The sequence below is a fragment of the Pseudomonas sp. GW821-FHT09D08 genome, from assembly GCF_059416305.1.
Genome location: NZ_JBWKOX010000002.1, coordinates 506,716 through 527,796, shown reverse-complemented (window position 1 = coordinate 527,796; position 21,081 = coordinate 506,716). Strand labels below are relative to the sequence as shown.

Below are 21,081 nucleotides of genomic sequence, written 5' to 3'. Positions count from 1 at the left end.
GACTAATGTCTCAGCTCAAGTGCCGAGTGGTCCTTCAAGGATGCGCAATTAACGCGTAACCTGCCATAAATTCTAGATTAAACGTTTCAGCCAGCGTATTTTTACGACGTTAGCCACTGAGTGCCTACTGCCAATTGACTACTCGGTCAGCTGTCCCGGAACACCATTACACTGTTTTATTCAAAACAATACCTAGTGCGTCCATCGCACTAAACTAGGAGAACGGCATGCTTGAGCTCACTGTAGAGCAGATTTCCATGGGCCAGGTGGCTGTGGATAAATCTGCTGCCCTGCACCTGCTCGCTGACAAACTGGTGGCCGATGGCCTGGTCGCCGAGGGATATCTCAGCGGCTTGCAAGCCCGTGAAGCCCAAGGCTCGACCTTTCTTGGCCAAGGTATTGCCATCCCCCATGGCACCCCCGAAACCCGCGACCAGGTGTTTTCCACCGGCGTGCGCCTGTTGCAGTTCCCCGAAGGGGTGGACTGGGGCGATGGGCAGATTGTGTACCTGGCCATTGGTATTGCCGCCAAATCTGACGAACACCTGCGCCTGCTGCAACTGCTCACCCGTGCCCTCGGTGAAACCGACCTGGGCCAGGCGTTGCGCCGCGCCGGCACGGCTGAAGCCTTGCTGAAACTGCTGCAGGGCGCACCCCAGGAGCTGGCGCTGGACGCGCAGATGATCAGCCTGGGCGTGTCTGCCGATGACTTCGAAGAGCTTGTCTGGAGAGGCGCACGCCTGCTGCGCCAGGCCGATTGCGTCAGCAATGGGTTTGCCGCAGTGCTGCAGCAGGTCGATGCGCTGCCCCTGGGTGATGGCCTGTGGTGGCTGCACAGCGAGCAGACGGTCAAGCGCCCGGGCCTGGCGTTTGTTACGCCCGACAAGCCCATGCGCTATCTCGGCCAGCCCCTAAACGGTCTGTTCTGCCTGGCCAGCCTGGGTGAAGCCCATCAGGCCTTGCTTGAACGCTTGTGCGCCTTGTTGATTGAAGGCCGTGGCCAGGAATTGGGCCGCGCCACCAGCAGCCGCGCGGTGCTCGAAGTGCTCGGCGGCGAGCTGCCAGCTGACTGGCCCAGCGCCCGCATCACCCTGGCTAACGCCCACGGCCTGCACGCACGGCCGGCGAAGATCCTCGCGCAATTGGCCAAAAGTTTTGAAGGCGACATCCGCGTGCGCATCGTTGACGGCCCGGTAGGCGCCGTGTCGGTGAAGAGCCTGAGCAAGCTGCTGAGCCTTGGCGCCCGGCGTGGCCAGGTGCTGGAATTTGTTGCTGAACCGACGATTGCCGGCGATGCGTTGCCCGCGCTGCTGGCCGCTGTCGAAGAGGGCCTGGGCGAAGAGGTCGAGCCACTGCCGACCGTGAGCGCACAGCCTGAAGCCCTTGATATTGCGCCAGTGATCAGCGCGCCACAGGCCGGCAGCCAGCTCCAGGCCATCGCTGCGGCGCCGGGCATTGCCATTGGTCCTGCACATATCCAGATTCAACAGGTGTTCGATTACCCCTTGCGCGGTGAGTCCTCGGCCATTGAGCGCCAGCGCCTGCAGGATGCCCTGGCCGATGTGCGCCGGGATATCCAGGGCCTGATCGAACGCAGCCAGGCCAAAGCCATCCGCGAGATTTTCATCACCCACCAGGAAATGCTCGACGACCCGGAACTCACCGACGAAGTCGACACCCGTCTCAAGCAAGGTGAAAGCGCACAAGCGGCGTGGATGAGCGTGATCGAAGCCGCCGCCAGGCAGCAGGAATCGTTGCAGGACGCGTTGCTTGCCGAGCGCGCCGCCGACCTGCGCGACATCGGTCGCCGGGTGCTGGCGCAATTGTGCGGCGTTGAAACCGCCCAGGAGCCGAGCGAACCCTACATCCTGGTAATGGACGAAGTCGGCCCTTCCGACGTCGCACGCCTGGACCCGGCCCGTGTCGCCGGCATCCTCACCGCCCGTGGCGGCGCAACCGCCCACAGCGCCATTGTCGCGCGGGCCCTCGGTATTCCCGCGTTGGTCGGTGCCGGCCCGGCGGTATTGCTGCTGGCCGCCGGCACGCCGTTGTTGCTGGATGGCCAGCGCGGTCGCCTGCATGTAGACCCCGATGCAGCCACCCTGCAACGTGCCACCGTCGAGCGCGATACCCGTGAGCAACGCTTGCAGGCCGCCTCGGCCCAGCGCCACGAGCCGGCGCTGACCCTTGATGGTCACGCCGTGGAGGTGTTCGCCAATATCGGCGAAAGCGCCGGTGTGGCCAGCGCCGTGGAGCAGGGCGCCGAAGGCATTGGCCTGCTGCGCACCGAACTGATTTTCATGGCCCACCCCCAAGCCCCGGACGAAGCCACCCAGGAAGCCGAGTACCGCCGTGTGCTCGACGGCCTCGGTGGCCGCCCGCTGGTGGTGCGCACCCTTGATGTGGGCGGCGACAAACCGCTGCCGTATTGGCCGATTGCCGAGGAAGAAAACCCCTTCCTCGGCGTACGCGGTATTCGCCTGACCCTGCAACGCCCGCAGATCATGGAAGCGCAATTACGCGCACTGCTGCGCTCGGCGGATAACCGCCCGTTGCGCATCATGTTCCCCATGGTCGGCAGCGTGGATGAATGGCGTGCGGCCCGCGACATGACCGAACGCCTGCGCCTGGAAATCCCGGTGGCCGACCTGCAACTGGGGATCATGATCGAAATCCCGTCCGCCGCGCTGTTGGCGCCGGTGCTGGCCAAGGAAGTGGACTTCTTCAGTGTCGGCACGAACGACCTGACCCAGTACACCCTCGCCATCGACCGAGGCCACCCGACCTTGTCGGCCCAGGCCGATGGCCTGCACCCGGCGGTGCTGCAACTGATCGACATCACCGTGCGTGCGGCCCATGCCCATGGCAAATGGGTCGGCGTGTGCGGCGAACTGGCGGCGGACCCGCTGGCGGTGCCGGTGCTGGTCGGCTTGGGTGTGGATGAGTTGAGCGTGTCGGCCCGCAGCATTCCCGAAGTGAAGGCGCGGGTGCGTGAATTCAGTCTGAGCGAGGCCCAGGGCCTGGCGCAAAAAGCACTGGCGGTGGGTTCGCCCGCCGAGGTGCGTGCCCTTGTGGAGGCCGTGTAGATGGCAAGGATTCTGACCCTGACGCTGAACCCGGCGTTGGACCTGACGGTACGCCTGGCGCACCTGGAACCGGGTGAAGTCAACCGCAGCGAAACCCTGCTCACCCATGCCGCCGGCAAGGGCGTGAATGTGGCGCAAGTCCTGGCCGACCTGGGCCATCAAGTGACCGTGGGCGGTTTTCTCGGCGAGGACAATCCCCAAGCCTTCGAGGCGCTGATTGCACAACGTGGTTTTGCCGACGCGTTTATCCGCGTGCCCGGCGAAACCCGCAGCAATATCAAGATTGCCGAGCAGGACGGCCGGGTCACCGATATCAATGCGCCGGGGCCGTTGGTCAGTGGGCAGGCGCAGCAGGCGTTGCTCGACCAATTGACGCGCATTGCGCCGGGCCATGATGCGGTGGTCGTCGCGGGCAGCTTGCCGTGTGGCATCAGCCCGCAGTGGTTGCAGGGGCTGTTGGAACACCTGAAGCGTCTGGGCTTGAAAGTCGCCCTGGACACCAGCGGCGAGGCGCTGCGTGCCGGTCTCAAGGCGGCCCCGTGGTTGATCAAACCCAATACCGAAGAGCTCGCCGAGGCCCTGGGGGATGCCACCAACGTCATCAGCCAACTGCATCAGCAGGGCGTTGAACATGTGGTCGTCTCCGACGGTGCCGCGGGCGTGAGCTGGTACAGCCGGGCTGCGACCCTGCATGCCACGCCGCCCAAGGTGACGGTGGCCAGTACGGTAGGCGCCGGCGACTCGCTGCTGGCCGGGATGCTCCACGGTTTGCTTGAGTCTGAAGCGCCTGAACAAACCCTGCGCCGCGCCACGGCAATTGCTGCCATGGCGGTGACACAGATCGGTTTCGGCATCCGCGACGCCGCGCAGCTGGCGCGTCTTGAAAGCGGCGTCGCTGTACGCCCGCTGACAGAACAATAAGAGGGATTGTCATGAAGTTAGCCATTGTTACTGCCTGCCCCAACGGCATGGTCACCAGTGTGCTGTGCGCCCGCTTGTTGGACGCTGCCGCGCAACGCCAGGGCTGGAGCACCAGCGTCGAGGTGGTGGACGTACAGCGCCCGGAGCGCCAGTTGTCCCAGGCCACCATCGACGACGCCGAATGGGTGTTGCTGGTCAGCAGCACGGCGGTGGATATGCAGCGGTTTGTCGGCAAGCGGGTGTTCCAGAGCACACCGGCCCAGGCGCTGGCGGACGTCGAGGCGGTGTTGCGCCGGGGCGCGCAGGAGGCCGAGGTCTACATTGCGACGGCACAGGCAGCTCAAAATGCGCCGCGTATCGTGGCCGTCACGGCCTGCCCCACCGGTGTGGCCCATACCTTCATGGCCGCCGAAGCCTTGCAGCAGACGGCCAAACGCCTGGGCTATGACTTGCAGGTCGAGACCCAAGGCTCGGTCGGTGCGCGTACGCCGTTGAGCCCCGAGGCCATCGCGAATGCCGACGTAGTGCTGCTGGCGGCCGACATTGAAGTGGCCACCGAGCGTTTCGCCGGCAAGAAGATCTACCGTTGCGGCACCGGTATTGCGCTCAAGCAATCCGAGGCGACCCTCAACAAGGCCCTGGCCGAAGGCGCGGTGGAAAGTGCCGCCAGCGGTGCCGTGGCCAAGCAAGAAAAAACCGGCGTCTACAAACACCTGCTGACCGGTGTGTCGTTCATGTTGCCGATGGTGGTGGCGGGCGGTTTGCTGATCGCCTTGTCGTTCGTGTTCGGCATCCATGCGTTTGAGCAGGAAGGCACGTTGGCGGCGGCGCTGAAAACCGTCGGCGACCGCGCCTTTATGCTGATGGTGCCGCTGCTGGCGGGTTATATCGCCTACTCGATTGCCGACCGCCCGGGCATTGCCCCCGGCATGATTGGTGGCCTGTTGGCGGGCACTTTGGGAGCCGGTTTTATCGGCGGGATTTTCGCCGGGTTTCTCGCCGGTTATTGCGTCAAGCTGATCACCCGTGCGGTGAAGTTGCCGCAGAGCCTGGAAGCACTCAAGCCGATCCTGATCATCCCGTTGCTGGCGAGCCTGTTCACGGGCCTGGCGATGATCTACCTGGTGGGGCCACCGGTGGCGCGCATGCTCACGGGCCTGACCGATTTTCTCGCGACCATGGGCACCACCAATGCGGTGCTGCTGGGCATCTTGTTGGGCGGCATGATGTGTGTCGATCTGGGCGGGCCGATCAACAAGGCGGCGTATGCGTTTTCCGTCGGCTTGCTGGCGGCACAGAGCGGCGCACCGATGGCCGCGACCATGGCCGCCGGCATGGTGCCGCCAATCGGCATGGGCATCGCCACGTTCCTGGCGCGACGCAAGTTCGCCCAGACTGAACGCGAGGCCGGCAAGGCCGCGATGATCCTGGGCATGTGCTTTATCTCCGAAGGCGCGATCCCGTTTGCCGCCAAGGACCCGTTGCGCGTGATCCCGGCCAGCATCGCCGGTGGCGCGTTGACCGGGGCGCTGTCGATGTACTTCGGCTGCAAACTGGCCGCCCCCCATGGCGGCCTGTTTGTGTTGATCATTCCGAATGCGATGAACCACGCGCTGCTGTACCTGCTGGCGATTGTTGCCGGTAGCCTGCTGACCGGTTTGGTGTATGCGCTGATCAAGCGTCCGGAAGCGGTGGAGCTGGCTGTCGCACCGGTGTCATAAGCGCATGCTTTAGTGGCCCTTTTGATACTCAAGAGGGCACCTGCATGAGCCACTTCGATCTCGGCCGTCGCCGTGTGATGCAAGCCGTCGGCGCCGGCCTGTTGCTGCCGGGCCTGGCCCCGGCGGTGATCGCGTCGGTCAAGGACCGGCCGCAACTCACCGACGGCGTGCAGTCCGGCGATGTGCTGGGTGACCGCGCGATGATCTGGAGCCGCAGCGACCGCCCGGCGCGCATGGTGGTGGAGTGGGACACCCGCAGCGTGTTCAGCAACCCGCGCAAATTCGTCTCGCCCCTGGCCGACAACCGCACCGACTTTACCGCCCGCGTCGAACTCACCGGACTGCCCGCCGATCAGGCGATTTTCTACCGCGTGCACTTTGAAGACGCCCAGACCGGCGTCGCCAGCGAGCCGTGGTTCGGCCACTTGCGCAGCGTGCCGCAACAACGCCGCGACATCCGTTTTGTGTGGAGCGGCGACACCGTCGGCCAAGGCTTTGGCATCAACCCGGACATCGGCGGTATGCGCATCTACGAAGCCATGCGCCTGCGCCTGCCGGACTTCTTTATCCACAGCGGCGACACCATCTACGCCGACGGCCCGGTGCCCGCGCAGTTGCCCACCGAGGGCGGGCGCATCTGGCGCAATATCACCACCGAAGCCAAGAGCAAGGTCGCCGAAACCCTCGACGAATATCGCGGCAACTACCGCTACAACCTGCTGGATGAAAACGTGCTTCGCTTCAATGCCGAGGTGCCGCAGATCTGGCAGTGGGATGACCATGAAGTGGTGAATAACTGGTCGCCCGGCAAGCAACTCGACGAGCGCTACCAGACCAAGGACATCAACACCTTGGTGGGCCACGCACGCCAGGCCTGGCTGGAGTATTCACCCATGCGCCGGCAAAGCGCGGACGGCGGCGGGCGGATTTATCGCACGCTCAGTTATGGCCCGCTGCTGGATGTATTCGTGCTCGACATGCGCAGCTATCGCGGCCCCAACGATGACAACCTGGGCGGTGAAAAACCCTTCCTCGGCCGCGAGCAGTTGGACTGGCTCAAGCGCGAACTCAAGGCCTCCCAGGCCCAGTGGAAGGTGATCGCCGCCGACATGCCCATCGGCCTCGGCGTGCCCGACGGCGAAGTCAGCCCCGGCGTACCGCGCTGGGAAGCCATTGCCAACAATGACCCAGGCCCGGCGCAGGGCCGCGAGCTGGAAATCGCCGAATTACTCGGCTTTCTGCGCGCGCAGAAAGTGCGCAACCATGTGTGGCTGACGGCGGATGTGCATTACTGCGCGGCCCATCACTATCACCCGGATCGGGCGGCGTTCCAGGATTTCGAGCCGTTCTGGGAGTTTGTCGCCGGGCCTCTGAATGCGGGCAGCTTCGGTCCGAATCCCTTGGATAAAACCTTTGGCCCTGAGGTGGTGTTCGAGAAGGCCCCGCCCGCGCAGAACACCTCGCCGTTTGCCGGGTTTCAGTTTTTTGGCGAAGTGCAGATTGACGGGCAGACAGCGGAGTTGACCGTGATTTTGCGCGACCTGGATGGGGTCTCGGTATTCGAACAGAAGCTGCAACCCACCTGACTTGAAATGCAATCCAATCCAAATGTGGGAGGGGCTTGCCCCCTCCCACATTGGATCACATCAGTAGACATCCCGGCGGTAGCGACCTTGTTCGATCAAACGCTCCACCGTCTCACTCCCGAGGATGTCGACCAGCGCCTGGTCCACGCCCGTCGCCATCCCCTGCAAGCTGCCGCACACATAAATCGCCGCGCCGTCCGCGAGCCATTTACGCAGGACATCGGCGGATTCGCGCAGGCGATCCTGCACGTAGATTTTCTCCACCTGATCCCGGGAAAACGCCAGGTCCAGCAGGGCCAGGTCACCACTGGCCAGCCAGCCTTGCAGTTCGTCCCGGCACAGGTAGTCGTGGGCGAGGGTGCGTTCGCCGAACAGCAGCCAGTTGCGCTGCTGGCCATCGGCAATGCGCGCCTTGAGCAGGCTGCGCAAACCGGCCAGGCCGGTGCCGTTACCCAGCAGGATCAACGGTACCGGCGCCTCTGGCAGATGGAAACCGCTGTTACGGCGCAGGCGCAGGCTGATCGAGGAGCCCATCGCGGCATGTTCGGTGAGCCAGCCTGAACCCAGGCCCAGGCTGCCATCCGGGTGGCGTTCCTGGCGCACGATCAGCTCCAGTACGCCGTCGCTGGCAATCGAGGCGATGGAGTACTCGCGTATGCCCAGGGGAGCAAGCGCGTTGACCAGCGCTTGAGCATGCAGGCCTACCAGGTGTGCGCGGTTGTCCGGCAGTTGGCGGGTCGCCAGGGCTTGATTGAGGGTGTGCGGCAAACCGTCGATCAGCACGCCGTCGGTGCCGGCCAGGCCCAGGCCTTTGAGGAAGTGCTCGATGGCCCTGGGACCATTGCGCGGCAGGATTTCCACCAGGTCACCGGCCAGCCAATGCTGTGGCGATGGCGATGTGAGGCCCAGCAGGTAAACGCCCGAACCGGTACTGCCAGGGTTAAGCAGGGCGCGCTGGCTCAGGGTCCAGTTTTCATACTGGGCGGTCGGCCAGGCTGCTGCTGGTGCATGGCCCGTCAATTGGCCAAGTTGTTGTTGCCAGTGCAGCAGGGCGACGGTGTCGCCGCTGTCCACTTCGACCGGTGCGAACAGGGGGTTGCCGCCCTGGTTGGTCAGCCAGAAATGCAGGCGCCGGGCAAAGCCGCAGAAGTGTTGGTACTGGCGATCACCCAGGGCCAGTACTGAGTAGTTCAGGCCCTTGAGCGACAGATCCTGGCCGAGCACGCTGCGCTCGAAACCGCGGGCGCTGTCGGGGGCTTCGCCGTCGCCGAAGGTGCTGACTACGAACAGCGCATTTTCCGACTGGCGCAAGTCGTCCTGGCTGACACTGCCCAGAGGCTGCACCTTCACCGGCAGGCCGGCCGCCTGCAGTTGTCCGGCGGTCTGCCAGGCCAGTTGCTCGGCAAACCCGCTCTGGCTGGCAAAGCCGATCAGCCAGGCCGGGGCATCACTGTGGTTGGCACTGAGGCCTTTGCGTGCGTCGCGCACCTGGCGCTTTTTGCGCCGACGGTCCAGGTACAGCAGCCAACCGGTGATGAAGAACAACGGCATGAGCAGCGAGCTGACGGTGAGGATAATGCGCCCCGCCAGGCCGAAATAACTGCCGGTGTGCAGCGCGTAGATGCTGGTGAGTAACTGCGACTTGAAGGTTTTGCCGGCGTACGTGTCATGGGATTTGACCTCGCCGGTGGCCGGGTCCAGGTTGATCTGGTTCAGTGCGCGGTCGTGGGGGGAGTCTTTGAGCAGGTAATAGACGATGGCGGGTTGCCCGGCGACGGCTGGCATGCGGATGTTATAGGCACTCAAGCCTGGGCCGGCGTTGCTGTAGATGCTGCTCCAGATCGCGTCGTAGTTGGCCACCGGTGTCGGGCCTTCGGGCGGTGGGCCGCGCTTGCGCATCCGTTCATTTTGCGGCGCGTCGGACAGCAGTTTGGTCAGGCCCTGGCTGTACCAGTCGTAGGACCAGGACAGGCCGGTCAGTGCCGCCAGCAGGTAGGCCAGCAGGCACCAGGTGCCGAACACCGAATGCAAATCCCAGTTGAAGCTGCGGCCCTTTTTGCGCCAGTCCAGCGTCAGCCAGGCACGCCAGTTGGCGACCTGGCGCGGCCAGCGCAGGTACAGGCCGGACAGGCAGAAGAACACCAGGATCAGCGTGCAGGCGCCGGTGATCTGCCGGCCGGTTTCGCCCATGGCCAGGAAGCGGTGCAGTTGCAGGATAAAACCGAGTACATCCTGGCCGACCGCGTCGCCCATGTAGTCGCCGGTGTAGGGGTCGAAATAGCGCATCTGGCCACGGCGCTCACCCGGCGGCGGGGTGAAGAACACGCGGGCGGCGTTGCCGCTTTCGCTTTCCACCCACAGCATGGACACGGCCTTGCCTTCGGTGGCTTCCAGCTTGCGCACCAGCTCGGCGGGCGGCAGCACGCCGGCTTCGCGTTTCTCCACGCTCAACACGCTTGGGTTGAGCGCCCGCAGGATCTCATCCTGAAACGAGACCGCAGCCCCGGTGATCCCCATCAAGGCCAGCACCAGCCCGGCAGTGATGCCGAAGAACCAGTGCAACTGAAACAGGGTTTTCTTCAACACGTCGGACCGCCTCGTCTATCTGAATATGTAGGGCACGGCGCGCATTATGCCGTGGGTTGTCGAGAAACATTCTGTTTTACACGCAAAAGCCCCACGCATCCGATGCGTGGGGCTTTGTGGGCTGCTGACCGTTTAGAAGTGGAAACTCGTGGACAGCAGCGCCGTGCGGCCCGCCGCCTGGTTGGCGAAGTGCGAGGCGTAGGCTTTGTCGTAATAGGTCTTGTCTGTCAGGTTCTGCACGTTCAATTGCAGGTCGACGTTTTTGCTCAGCTTATAGCTGGCCATGGCGTCGTAGCGGGTGTAGGAGGGCACATACACGGTGTTGGCCGCATCGCCGTAAACCTGATCGACGTAGAACGCGCCACCGCCGATGGTCAGCTTCGGGGTCAGGTTATAGGTGGTCCACAGGCTGAACGAGTTCTCCGGCGTGTTGGGCATTTGGTTGCCTTTGTTGGAACCGGCCTGGACGACGCCCTGGCGGTTGCCGTTTTTGCCTGGGTCAACCAGTTCGGCTTTCAGGTAGCTGTAGCCGGCGAATACTTGCCATTGTTCGGTGATCTTGCCGCTGGCGGACAGTTCCAGGCCATCGACCCGCGACTCGCCTGCCGTTTCGTAGGTGTTGGAGTCCACCAGAATGCGGGTGTTTTTCTTCTCGGTACGGAACACTGCGGCAGACAGGGACAGGCGGTTGTGGAACAGGTCCCACTTGGTGCCCAGCTCGTAGTTGACGGTTTCTTCGGGCTTGAGGTCGCTGGTGTTGATGCCGGTAGGAATCGCATTGTTGTCGACCCCTTCGCCCACCAGTCCACCTGCCGGTGAGGCCGAGGTCGCGTAGGAGGTGTAGATGCTGCCGTTCTCCAAAGGCTTCCAGACCAGGCCGGCCTGCCAGTTGAAGAACTGGCTGTCGTCCTTGACCTTGCTGCGTGCCTTGACCGTCGAGGTCGGTACGGCGTTGGTGTTGGCTTCGGTGTCGAAGGTGTCGTAGCGCAGGCCGACGTTCAGCAGCCATTTCGGATCGAGTTCGATGGTGTCGAACACATAGGCGGCACGGCTGGTGGCCTTGGTGTTGGTGCCGTTGTAATTGCGCGCGATGCTGCCGGTCCAGACGTCGTCCGGATTCGGGTTGCTCAGCGAGGTGCACTGTCCACCCCGGCCGCCGCCGGCCACGGTGCACGTCGGGTTGCTGTTCGGTGTGACGGTGTAACCGCTGACGCGGGTTTCTTCGCCGGTGAATTCCAGGCCGGTGGAGTAGCTGTGCTTGAAGCCAAGCGCCTGGAAATTGCCGAACAGATCTGTCTGGTTGGTGGTGGTCGTGGTGGTGGAGACGCGAGTGTTCGCGCGACGCCACACCGTGCCGAAACGGTTGACGTTGCGTTGGCTATCGTCCGGCTGCGTGAGCACGTAGTCCTGGCCGGTGCTGCCATGGCGCAGGGTGTTTTTCAGCGTCATGTCGTCGTTCAGGTCGTGCTCGATGGAGAACGTGCTGATGTCCGCGCGGGTCTTGCGGAAGTCGCGGTCCTTGAGACCGTAGAAGTTATTGCTGTCGCCGCCGTCGGTGGGTTTGTCGTGCACGTGGGTGGTGGCGGTCGAAGAGCTGTAGCCATACGGAATGCCCGAATCCGGCAGGTCATTGCTTTCCATATGGTAGTAGCTGAGGTTGACGCGGGTCGGCGTGCCCAGGCCGAAGGTCAGCGATGGGGCCACGCCCCAGCGGTCGTAATTGACTGCGTCACGGCCAGCCACGTTCTGTTCGTGGCTCATCAGGTTCAGGCGGAACGCGGCGCTGTCGTCGAGGAACTGACGGTTCACGTCGAGTACATAGCGGCGGGTCTGGTCGGAACCGTAAGTGAAGCCGCCGTTGGTGAAGTCCCGGGCTTGCGGGGTCTTGCTCACCAGGTTGAGGCTGCCACCGGCCGAGCCACGACCGCCGAAGGAGGAGTTCGGGCCTTTGCTGACTTCGATGGACTCGATGTCGAAAATCTCACGGCTCTGGCCGCCGGTGTCGCGCACACCGTCCAGGTAGGTGTCGCCCTGGGCGTCGAAACCACGGATGAATGGACGGTCGCCCTGCGGGTTGCCGCCCTCGCCGGCGCCGAAGGTAATCCCCGGTACGGTGCGCAAGGCATCCTGCAACGAGGTGGCGGCGGTGTCCTTGAGGACTTGTTGTGGCACCACGGTCACCGAGCGCGGCGTGTCCACCAACGGCGCGGTGTATTTTTGCGACGAGGCTTTTTCGACCTGGTACGCGGTGTTGTCCTGTTCTTCGCCGGTGATGCTGGTGGCGCCGAGGGCGATGCTGTTGCGCTGGCCTTTTTGTTCAGTGTCTTCGGCCGCCTGCGCCAGATGGGCGACAGAGCTGGCGCTCAGCGCAACGCCGATGGCCGAAGCCAGCATACGGGGTGAGCCAACAGGTGTTTTTGTGGTGGTGCGCGACATGACGTGTCCTTTCCCCAAGGAGGTGAGGCCGCGGAATATAGGGCGAACAAGACTTTCTATCAATTGCGATACATTACTATTCGCACTGAATTTACATTCTTTACACTTTTGCCTTACGATTTTTACGTTCTCGTTCGTCTCCGGCGTTTTACAGGGCGGATAAGAATCAATACCATTGGCGCCTCTTTGCCTACAGGTATTGCCCCATGTTGCTGCACATTCCCGGCCTGTTCTCTCGCGAGGAAGTGCAGCGCATCCGCCACGCCCTGGAAACCGCCGATTGGGCCGATGGCAAAATCACTGCCGGGCACCAGTCCGCCAAAGCCAAGCACAACCTGCAATTGCCCGAAGGCCACCCGCTGGCCAAGGAGATCGGCGCGGCAATGCTCGAACGGTTGTGGAAAAATCCTCTGTTTATGTCAGCGGCGTTACCGCACAAGGTCTTCCCGCCGTTGCTCAATTGCTACACGGCCGGTGGCAGTTTCGACTTCCATATCGACAATGCCGTGCGCCAGGCCAGGGGCAGCCATGAACGGGTGCGCACGGACCTGTCGTCCACGCTGTTCTTCAGCGATCCGGATGACTATGACGGCGGCGAACTGGAGATCCAGGACACTTTCGGCCTGCAGCGCGTGAAGTTGCCGGCCGGCGATATGGTGCTGTACCCAGGCTCCAGCCTGCACAAAGTCAACGCCGTGACCCGAGGCGCGCGGTATGCCGCGTTTTTCTGGACCCAAAGCCTGGTGCGCGAAGACAGCCAGCGCACCCTGCTGTTCGAGATGGACGGCGCCATCCAGCAATTGAGCCGTGATGTACCCGACCACCCTGGGTTGATCCAGCTCACCGGCACCTATCACAACCTGTTGCGTCGCTGGGTCGAGGTCTGACATGGGCTTTTTATTGCGCCGCGAAGAAGTGCTCAACGTTGAGCAATTGCAGGGCATGCTCGACGACTCGCCGGTGCGTGCGGCCCAGGCGATTCTGATCGCGGCCAAGGAGGGCGTGGTGGATGCCCAGGCCTTGCTCGGGCAAATCCTGTTGGAAGGCCGCGGTATTGCGCGCGACGAAGCGCTCGCGCTGCGGTGGTTCCAGATTGCGGCGCAGGGCGGGCATTTAATGGCGCGCAATATGGCCGGGCGTTGCCTGGAGCATGGCTGGGGGTGTGCCATCGACGAAGCGGCGGCTGCGCGGGAATACCGTTTGGCGGCAGACGCGGGATTGGATTGGGGCCAGTACAACTATGCCAATCTGCTGGCGACGGGCCGGGGTGTTGCCGAGAACCCGCAGCACGCGATGGCCCTGTATCGGCAAGCCGCAGAACAGGGGCATGCCAAGTCGATGAACCTGCTGGGGCGCTACCTGGAAGACGCTCAGGTTTGCCCGAGGGACCTGGAGGCGGCTGTGGAGTGGTATCGACGCTCAGCCGAGGCCGGGGATTTTCGCGGGCAGTTCAGTTACGCGGCGGTGTTGGCCGACAGGGGCCAGGTCGAGGCGGCGCTGGAGTGGTTGCGCAAGGCGCTGGCGGGCGGAAATCTGAAGTTCCTGCGAACAGCCCACACGGCCTTGGCGGCGGCGAGTGATCCGCGGGTTCGAGCGCTGGCCGAGGCCTTCCACCAACGGGCCGTGAGCCTTGCCTGAGGCATAAAAAAAACCCATGAGATGTCATGGGTTTTTTGTGCGCGGGCGTCTTACACGTAGAACGACTTCAACGGCGGAAAGCCATTGAACTCAACCGCGCTGTAGCTGGTGGTGTAGGCACCGGTCGACAGCCAGTACAAGCGATCACCGATCGCCAGGTTCAGCGGCAGGCCGTACTTGTAGTTTTCGTACATGATGTCGGCGCTGTCGCAGGTCGGGCCGGCGATGACCACTTCTTCCATCTCGCCTTTCTTCTCGGTCCAGATCGGGAACTTGATGGCTTCGTCCATGGTTTCGATCAGGCCGGAGAACTTGCCCACATCCGTGTACACCCAGCGCTCGACGGCGGTACGGGATTTACGGGCAACCAATACCACTTCACTGACCAGGATGCCGGCGTTGGCGATCAGCGAACGGCCTGGCTCGAGGATGATTTCCGGCAGGTCATCGCCGAAGTCTTCCTTGAGGAAGCGGATGATTTCTTCGGCGTAGGTTTCCAGGCTGTTGGTGCGGGTGATGTAGTTGGCCGGGAAGCCGCCGCCCATGTTGATCAGCTTGAGGTGGATACCGTCTTCTTCCTTCAGGCGTTCGAAGATCACCTTGACCTTGGCGATTGCCGCGTCCCACACGCTGATGTCGCGTTGCTGCGAGCCAACGTGGAACGAAATGCCGTAGGGCACCAGGCCCAGGTCACGGGCCAGGATCAGCAGGTCCATGGCCATGTCGGTCTGGCAGCCGAATTTGCGCGACAAAGGCCAGTCGGCCGTGGTCGAGCCTTCGGTGAGGATACGTACATACACTTTCGAACCCGGCGCGGCCTTGGCGATGTTGCGCAGGTCGGCTTCGGAGTCGGTGGAGAACAGGCGCACGCCCTTCTCGTAGAAGTAGCGGATGTCCTTGGATTTCTTGATGGTGTTGCCGTAGCTGATACGGTCGGCGCTGACGCCGCGGTCCATGACCTTGTCCAGCTCGTAGATCGAGGCGATGTCGAAGCTCGAGCCCTTGTCTTTCAGCAGGTCGATGATCTCCACGGCCGGGTTGGCCTTGACCGCGTAATACACCTTGGCGAATTCGAAACCGGCGCGCAGGTCATCGTAGGCCTGGCTGATCATCGCGGTGTCGATCACCACGAACGGGGTTTCCTGTTTGTCGGCGAACGCCTTCATTTTGTCAAAAGTGGCGCGCGCGAAATAATCTTCGACGTTGATCGACATGCTGGGAACTCCTAAGGGCAAACTAAATTGATCAATGGGTGCAAATGAACGTCCTCCGTATCCCCACTTTGGTTCGCCTACTTCCCAAGGCATGTCGCCGAAAGCAAAAAGGCCATGGGAATAGTCGCTTCCCTTGGCCTTGCTGTCTCGTCGTCAGTACTTGAGCCGGATGGATCGTTTCCAGCATGGACGTTCGGCGCGAACTTTAGGACGTGAGGGGCCATAGATCAACTAAAAATGTCGCGTTTTTGCACGCGTTCGTCGCGGGACCGCGCGCAGCTACTTATGTAACCGACACGTGTGACGGAATGATGTTCCCCGGATGGGGATAATTGAAGGTGTTTCCCTGACAGATCGCGGGACCAAATGTGGGAGGGAGCAAGCCCCCTCCCACATAAGATCAGGCCAGGGCGGTCTCGGCGGGGGAGACAATGCTGGTCTTGCCCCCACGGGACTTACCGGAACTCAGGTACTCGGCAATCGACTCCTGGGTCACTTCACCCAGGAACACCCGCTCCGCATCCATCACCGGCAACCACGAGCGGTTGAACTCGTACATGCGCGACAACAGGATGCGCAAATGCTCGTCATACGCCGCCGTGGCGTTGAACTCGCGCAGGTACTGGCCGCAGGTACCGGTCTGACGGTGCAGGTCGCGACGGCGTACATAGCCGAGCGCCTTGTTCTCGGCGCACGTGACTACCACATAGCGGCGGTCAGTTTCGTCCATCAGCTCCAGGGCATCGGCCACCGGGGTTTCCGGGCTCACCGACGGGGCGTTGTCCGCCGCATCTTCAGCCTTCACCAGCAACAGGCGCTTGAGGGTGCTGTCCTGGCCCACGAAGTTGCTGACGAACTCGTCGGCCGGATGGGCCAGCAGGGTGTCCGGATGATCGATCTGCAGCAGCTTGCCGGCGCGGAAGATGGCGATCTTGTCACCCAGCTTGATGGCTTCGTCGATGTCGTGGCTGACCATGATCACGGTCTTGTTCAGCGCCCGTTGCATCTCGAAGAACTCGTTCTGGATCATCTCGCGGTTGATCGGGTCGACCGCGCCGAACGGCTCATCCATCAGCAGCAGCGGCGCGTCCGCCGCCAGTGCACGAATCACACCGATGCGCTGTTGCTGGCCGCCCGACAGTTCACGCGGGTAGCGATGCAGGTACTGCTTGGGTTCCAGCTTGATCATGCTCATCAACTCGCGGGCGCGGTCGTGGCATTTCTGCTTGTCCCAGCCCAGCAGCTTGGGCACGACCACGATGTTTTCCTCGATGGTCATGTTCGGGAACAGGCCGATCTGCTGGATCACGTAGCCGATGTTGCGACGCAGGGTCACTTCATCGAGGTCGGTGGTGTCTTCGCCGTTGATCAGGATCTTGCCCGAGGTCGGCTTGATCAGGCGGTTGATCATTTTCAGCGTGGTGCTCTTGCCGCAGCCCGAAGGGCCGAGGAACACGCAAATCTCGCCTTCGTTGACGGTCAGGCTTACGTCGTTCACGGCCGAAACAGTTTTGCCGTTGCTTTGAAAAGTCTTGGTCAGGTTTTGAAGTTCGATCATTTGAGCAGTCCTTTTGGAGTCAGCGAGCGTTGCAGCCATTGCAGAAGCAGGTCGGCGAAGATGGCCAGGAGACTGACCAGCACGGCGCCGACAATCAGCATCGACATGTCGCTGCGGCTGATGGAAGCCAGAATAAGTACACCCAGGCCACCGGCGCCGATGGTGGCGGCGATGGTCATGACGCCAATGTTCATCACCACGGCGGTACGCACGCCGGCGAGGATCACCGGCACGGCGATGGGCAGTTCGACCATGCGCAGGCGCTGGCCGAAGGTCATGCCGATGCCTTTGGCGGCTTCGCGGATGCCCGGCTCGACGCCGGTGAGGGCCAGGTAGGTGTTACGCATGATCGGCAGCAGGGAGTAGAGGAACACGGCGGTGATCGCCGGCATCGGCCCCAGGCCCTGGCCGAATTTGGAGTAGAACGGCAGCAGCAGGCCGAACAGGGCGATGGACGGTACGGTCAGCAGCACCGTGGCGCTGGCTTGCAAAGGGCCGGCGAGGGTCGGGAAGCGGGTCATCAGCACGCCGAGGGGCACGCCGACGACAATCGCCAGGATCACCGCGATACCGACCAGGGTGATGTGCTGCCAGGTCAGGTGCAGGACCTGGGCCCAATCAAGATGGGAAAAGGCGTTCAGGAATTCCATGTCTTCTCCTTCTTAGTTGATCGGATGTTGGCGCAGGAAATCGGCGGCAACAGCGGATGGGCTTTCATGGTCGACGTCGACCCGCGCGTTCAACTCGCGCATGGTCTTGTCTTCGAACAGCGCGGCCAGAGGCGCAAGGTCTGCGGCCAGCTGCGGGTGTGCGTCGAGGTAAACCTGGCGCACCACGGGGGCGGCGGTGTAGTCCGGGAAGTAGTGCTTGTCGTCGGCCAGCAGCTTCAATTTGAACGCGTTGAGGCGACCGTCGGTGGTGTAGACCAGGCCGGCAAACACTTGGCCGTTACGCAGGGCGGTGTAGACCAGGCCCGCGTCCATCTGCCGGGTGTTTTTGCGCGTCAGGTTCATGTCATACAGCTTGACCATGCCGGCCAGGCCGTCGGAGCGGTTGGCGAACTCGGTGTCCAGGGCCACCAGGCGGTGTTCCTTGGTGTCTTCTGCCATGGCGTTGGTGAGGTCGCTGATGCTGTTGATCTCTGGATGCTCCTCGGCCACTTTCTCGGGCAGTGCCAGGGCGTAGGTGTTGCTGAAGCGCGACGGCGACAGCCAGACCAGGCCTTTTTTCGCGTCGAGTTCTTTCACTCGGGCGTAGGACTGTTCGCTGTCGAGCTTCTCATCCACATGGTTGTAGGCCACCAGCGACACGCCGGTGTATTCCCAGATCAAGTCCAGTTGCCCGCTTTCCTGGGCACTGCGCGCCAGGTTGCTGCCCAGGCCGCCGGTCACGCGGGCGTCATAGCCCTTGGTGCGCAGGTACTGGGAGGTGATTTCGGCCAGCAAGGTCTGTTCGGTGAACACCCGGGCGCCAATGCGGATCACGGGTTTTTCGGCAGCTTGCGCAAAACCTGCAAACAGCAGGACGCAGCTCAGTATCAAGGTGAATTTTTTCATGTGTATTCCTTTGCCAAGCCTTAAGACGGACGCAACCCGCGTTCCAGCCAGAGGCGGCTGGCCATGGTTACCAGGCCGTCGAGCAGCAACGCCAGCAACGCGGTGCACGCGGCGCCGAGCAGCAGTTGCGGCTGGTTGTTCAGGGCGATGCCGGGGAAAATCAGGCTGCCCAGGCTATTGGCACCAATCAGGAACGCCAGCGGCGCGGTACCGACGTTGATCGCCAGGGCTACGCGCACACCGCCGATGATGATCGGCACGGCGTTCGGCAATTCGACGCGAAACAGCACCTGGCGCGGGGTCATGCCGATGCCGGTGGCGGCTTCTTTCAGCGAGCCTTGAACGTTTTTGAGGCCTTCGTAGGTGTTGCGCACGATGGGCAACAAGGAGGCGAGGAACAGCGCGAAGATGGCCGGGCCACTGCCGATGCCGAGGACGCCGAGGGCGATGGCCAGTACGGCCAGGGGCGGGACGGTGTTGCCGATGTTGAAGATCTGCATGAAGCGTTCTGCGCGCCCGACCATGTTCGGTCGGCTGAGCAGGATACCGGCGGGGATGCCCACAACGAGGGCGGCCAGCATGGAGACTAGAACCAGGATCAAATGAGCTTGCAGGTAAAACAACAAATCGTCGCGGTACAGTTCGATCGTGTTGATGCCGATCCAGTGGACCAGCAGGGCCAGGAGAGCGACGACAACCACTCCTCCTATCAGCCCTTTGCCATAGCGAATAGCCACAGGCGGACTCCTTTTTTCTTTTGTCGGCGACCACATTTCCGAGCGGCAATGCCATTCCTGGCTGTCGGCGAATAGGGTCGCGAAAAGCAGCTCGCCAATACCGGCAACGCGGTATCAAATCGAGCCATGAGCGCAGCCTCGTCAGGCTAACTTGCTGATTTTTCAGCCCCTGTTACGAGTGCGGTAGCAGGGGAGTGGACGTCTCTACCTTTTAAAAGGTTCCATACTTGGCAGCATTTAGCCACCCCCAATGGGGTGAACGGTGGTCCGGCACCTGCGGTTTGCGCTATACTCGCCGCCCTTTTTTGACTCACCTGCCAGGCGATTTCCCATGACCCACCAGGCCGCCGAAGTCGCGAAACGCCGCACTTTCGCCATTATTTCCCACCCCGATGCCGGTAAAACCACCATCACCGAGAAGCTCCTGCTGATGGGCAAGGCGATCGCAGTGGCCGGCACGGTGAAATCGCGCAAATCCGACCGCCATGCCACCTCCGACTGGATGGAAATGGAAAAACAACGGGGTATTTCCATTACCACGTCGGTCATGCAGTTCCCGTATCGCGACCACATGGTCAACCTGCTCGACACCCCGGGCCACGAAGACTTCTCCGAAGACACCTACCGCACCCTGACCGCGGTGGACTCGGCACTGATGGTCCTCGACGGCGGTAAGGGCGTCGAGCCGCGTACCATCGCGCTGATGGACGTGTGCCGCCTGCGTGACACGCCGATTGTCAGCTTCATCAACAAACTCGACCGCGATATCCGCGACCCGATCGAATTGCTGGATGAAATCGAGGCCGTCCTGAAGATCAAGGCTGCGCCGATCACCTGGCCGATCGGTTGCTACCGCGACTTCAAGGGCGTGTACCACCTGGCTGACGACTACATCATTGTCTACACCGCTGGTCATGGCCACGAACGCACCGATGTGAAAATCATCGAGAAGCTCGACTCCGACGAAGCCCGCGCCCACCTGGGTGACGAGTACGAGCGCTTTGTCGACCAGTTGGAACTGGTTCAGGGCGCCTGCCACGAGTTCAACCAGCAGGAATTCCTCGACGGCCAGCTGACCCCGGTGTTCTTCGGGACCGCCCTGGGCAACTTCGGCGTCGACCACGTGCTCGACGCTGTCGTGAACTGGGCACCGAAGCCGCTGGCCCGTGTCGCCAACGAGCGCACCGTGGAACCGGTGGAAGAGAAATTCACCGGCTTCGTGTTCAAGATCCAGGCGAACATGGACCCCAAGCACCGCGACCGTATTGCCTTCATGCGCATTTGCTCGGGCAAGTACGAAAAAGGCATGAAGATGCGCCACGTGCGCACCGGCAAGGACGTGCGCATCGGCGACGCCCTGACGTTCTTCTCCTCCGAGCGTGAACAGCTCGAAGAGGCCTACGCCGGCGACATCATCGGCCTGCACAACCACGGCACCATCCAGATCGGCGACACCTTCACCGAGGGCGAAACGCTGGGCTTCACCGGTATCCCGCACTTCGCCCCGGAACTGTTCCGTCGCGTGCGCCTGCGCGATCCGCTGAAATCCAAGCAACTGCGCCAAGGCCTGCAGCAACTGGCGGAAGAGGGCGCTACCCAGGTGTTCTTCCCCGAGCGCAGCAACGACATCATCCTCGGCGCCGTGGGTGTGCTGCAGTTCGATGTGGTCGCCAGCCGCTTGAAAGAGGAATACAAGGTCGAATGCTCCTACGAGCCGATCACCGTGTACTCCGCGCGCTGGATCGAATGCGCCGATAAGAAGAAGCTGGAAGAGTTCTCCAACAAGGCCGTGGAAAACCTCGCGCTCGACGGCGGTGGTCACCTGACCTACCTGGCCCCGACCCGGGTCAACCTGGCGCTGATGGAAGAGCGCTGGCCGGATGTGAAATTCCGCGCGACCCGCGAGCACCACTAAGGTCTGAGCGCCGCAAAACAAAATGTGGGAGGGGGCAAGCCCCCTCCCACATTTTTTTCTCCTCCAGGCATGGGATTGGCGAGAATCCGGCATCGGGTCTAGCGTTTAACCACCGACTGCAAAGGAG

At 62.5% G+C, this 21,081-nt stretch carries 14 protein-coding genes; 7 read left to right on the top strand and 7 right to left on the bottom strand.

What is annotated here, in order from left to right:
• The first annotated feature begins 227 nt into the window (after positions 1-227).
• The 4 genes from ptsP to AC07OP_RS05380 are packed head-to-tail and all read left to right on the top strand — an operon-like array spanning position 228 to position 7,314.
• Positions 228-3,086, top strand: a complete 2,859-nt coding sequence (gene ptsP / locus AC07OP_RS05395; RefSeq protein WP_368960590.1) for a phosphoenolpyruvate--protein phosphotransferase — start codon at positions 228-230, stop codon at positions 3,084-3,086.
• Positions 3,087-4,007 carry a 1-phosphofructokinase gene (pfkB, locus tag AC07OP_RS05390; RefSeq protein WP_495101110.1) on the top strand — a complete coding sequence of 307 codons (921 nt, stop codon included), beginning with the start codon at positions 3,087-3,089 and terminating at the stop codon, positions 4,005-4,007.
• Positions 4,008-4,018: 11 nt separating this feature from the next.
• Positions 4,019-5,728, top strand: a complete 1,710-nt coding sequence (locus AC07OP_RS05385) for a PTS fructose-like transporter subunit IIB (RefSeq protein WP_495101111.1) — start codon at positions 4,019-4,021, stop codon at positions 5,726-5,728.
• A gap of 44 nt (positions 5,729-5,772) precedes the next feature.
• A complete protein-coding gene (locus tag AC07OP_RS05380) occupies positions 5,773-7,314 on the top strand; it encodes an alkaline phosphatase D family protein (protein ID WP_495101112.1) in 1,542 nt (513 codons plus the stop codon).
• Between the two features lie 60 nt (positions 7,315-7,374).
• Here AC07OP_RS05380 and AC07OP_RS05375 read toward each other — a convergent pair whose 3' ends face one another.
• Together AC07OP_RS05375 and AC07OP_RS05370 are read right to left on the bottom strand one after the other, a co-directional pair.
• Entirely contained in the window at positions 7,375-9,900 is a 2,526-nt protein-coding gene (locus AC07OP_RS05375; RefSeq protein ID WP_495101113.1) for a PepSY domain-containing protein, read from the bottom strand.
• 132 nt (positions 9,901-10,032) lie between these two features.
• Positions 10,033-12,336: a TonB-dependent receptor gene (locus tag AC07OP_RS05370; RefSeq protein WP_495101114.1), complete on the bottom strand. Its 2,304-nt coding sequence runs from the start codon at positions 12,334-12,336 to the stop codon at positions 10,033-10,035.
• Positions 12,337-12,542: 206 nt separating this feature from the next.
• Here AC07OP_RS05370 and AC07OP_RS05365 point away from each other — a divergent pair, with 206 nt between their 5' ends.
• Complete coding sequence (locus AC07OP_RS05365; RefSeq protein ID WP_065947104.1) at positions 12,543-13,223, top strand: Fe2+-dependent dioxygenase; 681 nt, start codon at positions 12,543-12,545, stop codon at positions 13,221-13,223.
• Between the two features lies 1 nt (position 13,224).
• Positions 13,225-13,974, top strand: coding sequence for a tetratricopeptide repeat protein (locus AC07OP_RS05360; RefSeq protein ID WP_368960596.1), 750 nt, complete (start codon positions 13,225-13,227; stop codon positions 13,972-13,974).
• 50 nt (positions 13,975-14,024) lie between these two features.
• Here AC07OP_RS05360 and AC07OP_RS05355 read toward each other — a convergent pair whose 3' ends face one another.
• From AC07OP_RS05355 to AC07OP_RS05335, 5 genes are all read right to left on the bottom strand, one after another.
• Entirely contained in the window at positions 14,025-15,188 is a 1,164-nt protein-coding gene (locus AC07OP_RS05355) for a type III PLP-dependent enzyme (RefSeq protein ID WP_014716890.1), read from the bottom strand.
• A gap of 400 nt (positions 15,189-15,588) precedes the next feature.
• Positions 15,589-16,746, bottom strand: coding sequence for an osmoprotectant ABC transporter ATP-binding protein OsmV (locus AC07OP_RS05350; RefSeq protein ID WP_017138294.1), 1,158 nt, complete (start codon positions 16,744-16,746; stop codon positions 15,589-15,591).
• On the bottom strand, positions 16,743-17,396 hold the full coding sequence (locus AC07OP_RS05345) for an ABC transporter permease (RefSeq protein ID WP_027604864.1): 654 nt from the start codon (positions 17,394-17,396) through the stop codon (positions 16,743-16,745). The genes AC07OP_RS05350 and AC07OP_RS05345 overlap by 4 nt, the downstream gene beginning before the upstream one ends.
• 12 nt (positions 17,397-17,408) lie before the next feature.
• A complete protein-coding gene (locus AC07OP_RS05340) occupies positions 17,409-18,302 on the bottom strand; it encodes a glycine betaine ABC transporter substrate-binding protein (RefSeq protein ID WP_495101115.1) in 894 nt (297 codons plus the stop codon).
• Between the two features lie 20 nt (positions 18,303-18,322).
• On the bottom strand, positions 18,323-19,075 hold the full coding sequence (locus tag AC07OP_RS05335; protein WP_262382155.1) for an ABC transporter permease: 753 nt from the start codon (positions 19,073-19,075) through the stop codon (positions 18,323-18,325).
• A gap of 295 nt (positions 19,076-19,370) precedes the next feature.
• Here AC07OP_RS05335 and AC07OP_RS05330 point away from each other — a divergent pair, with 295 nt between their 5' ends.
• The gene (locus tag AC07OP_RS05330; RefSeq protein ID WP_495101116.1) at positions 19,371-20,954 is read left to right on the top strand and encodes a peptide chain release factor 3; all 1,584 of its coding nucleotides are present in this window, start codon (positions 19,371-19,373) and stop codon (positions 20,952-20,954) included.
• The last annotated feature ends 127 nt before the right edge of the window (positions 20,955-21,081 follow it).

Coding starts and splice junctions, on each gene's coding strand:
- AC07OP_RS05380 (WP_495101112.1), top strand. CDS start 5,773: ATGAGCCACTTCGATCTCGGCCGTCGCCGTGTGATGCAAGCCGTCGGC.
- AC07OP_RS05340 (WP_495101115.1), bottom strand. CDS start 18,302: ATGAAAAAATTCACCTTGATACTGAGCTGCGTCCTGCTGTTTGCAGGT.
- AC07OP_RS05330 (WP_495101116.1), top strand. CDS start 19,371: ATGACCCACCAGGCCGCCGAAGTCGCGAAACGCCGCACTTTCGCCATT.
- pfkB (WP_495101110.1), top strand. CDS start 3,087: ATGGCAAGGATTCTGACCCTGACGCTGAACCCGGCGTTGGACCTGACG.
- AC07OP_RS05350 (WP_017138294.1), bottom strand. CDS start 16,746: ATGATCGAACTTCAAAACCTGACCAAGACTTTTCAAAGCAACGGCAAA.
- AC07OP_RS05365 (WP_065947104.1), top strand. CDS start 12,543: ATGTTGCTGCACATTCCCGGCCTGTTCTCTCGCGAGGAAGTGCAGCGC.
- AC07OP_RS05355 (WP_014716890.1), bottom strand. CDS start 15,188: ATGTCGATCAACGTCGAAGATTATTTCGCGCGCGCCACTTTTGACAAA.
- AC07OP_RS05345 (WP_027604864.1), bottom strand. CDS start 17,396: ATGGAATTCCTGAACGCCTTTTCCCATCTTGATTGGGCCCAGGTCCTG.
- AC07OP_RS05370 (WP_495101114.1), bottom strand. CDS start 12,336: ATGTCGCGCACCACCACAAAAACACCTGTTGGCTCACCCCGTATGCTG.
- AC07OP_RS05360 (WP_368960596.1), top strand. CDS start 13,225: ATGGGCTTTTTATTGCGCCGCGAAGAAGTGCTCAACGTTGAGCAATTG.
- AC07OP_RS05335 (WP_262382155.1), bottom strand. CDS start 19,075: ATGTGGTCGCCGACAAAAGAAAAAAGGAGTCCGCCTGTGGCTATTCGC.
- AC07OP_RS05385 (WP_495101111.1), top strand. CDS start 4,019: ATGAAGTTAGCCATTGTTACTGCCTGCCCCAACGGCATGGTCACCAGT.
- ptsP (WP_368960590.1), top strand. CDS start 228: ATGCTTGAGCTCACTGTAGAGCAGATTTCCATGGGCCAGGTGGCTGTG.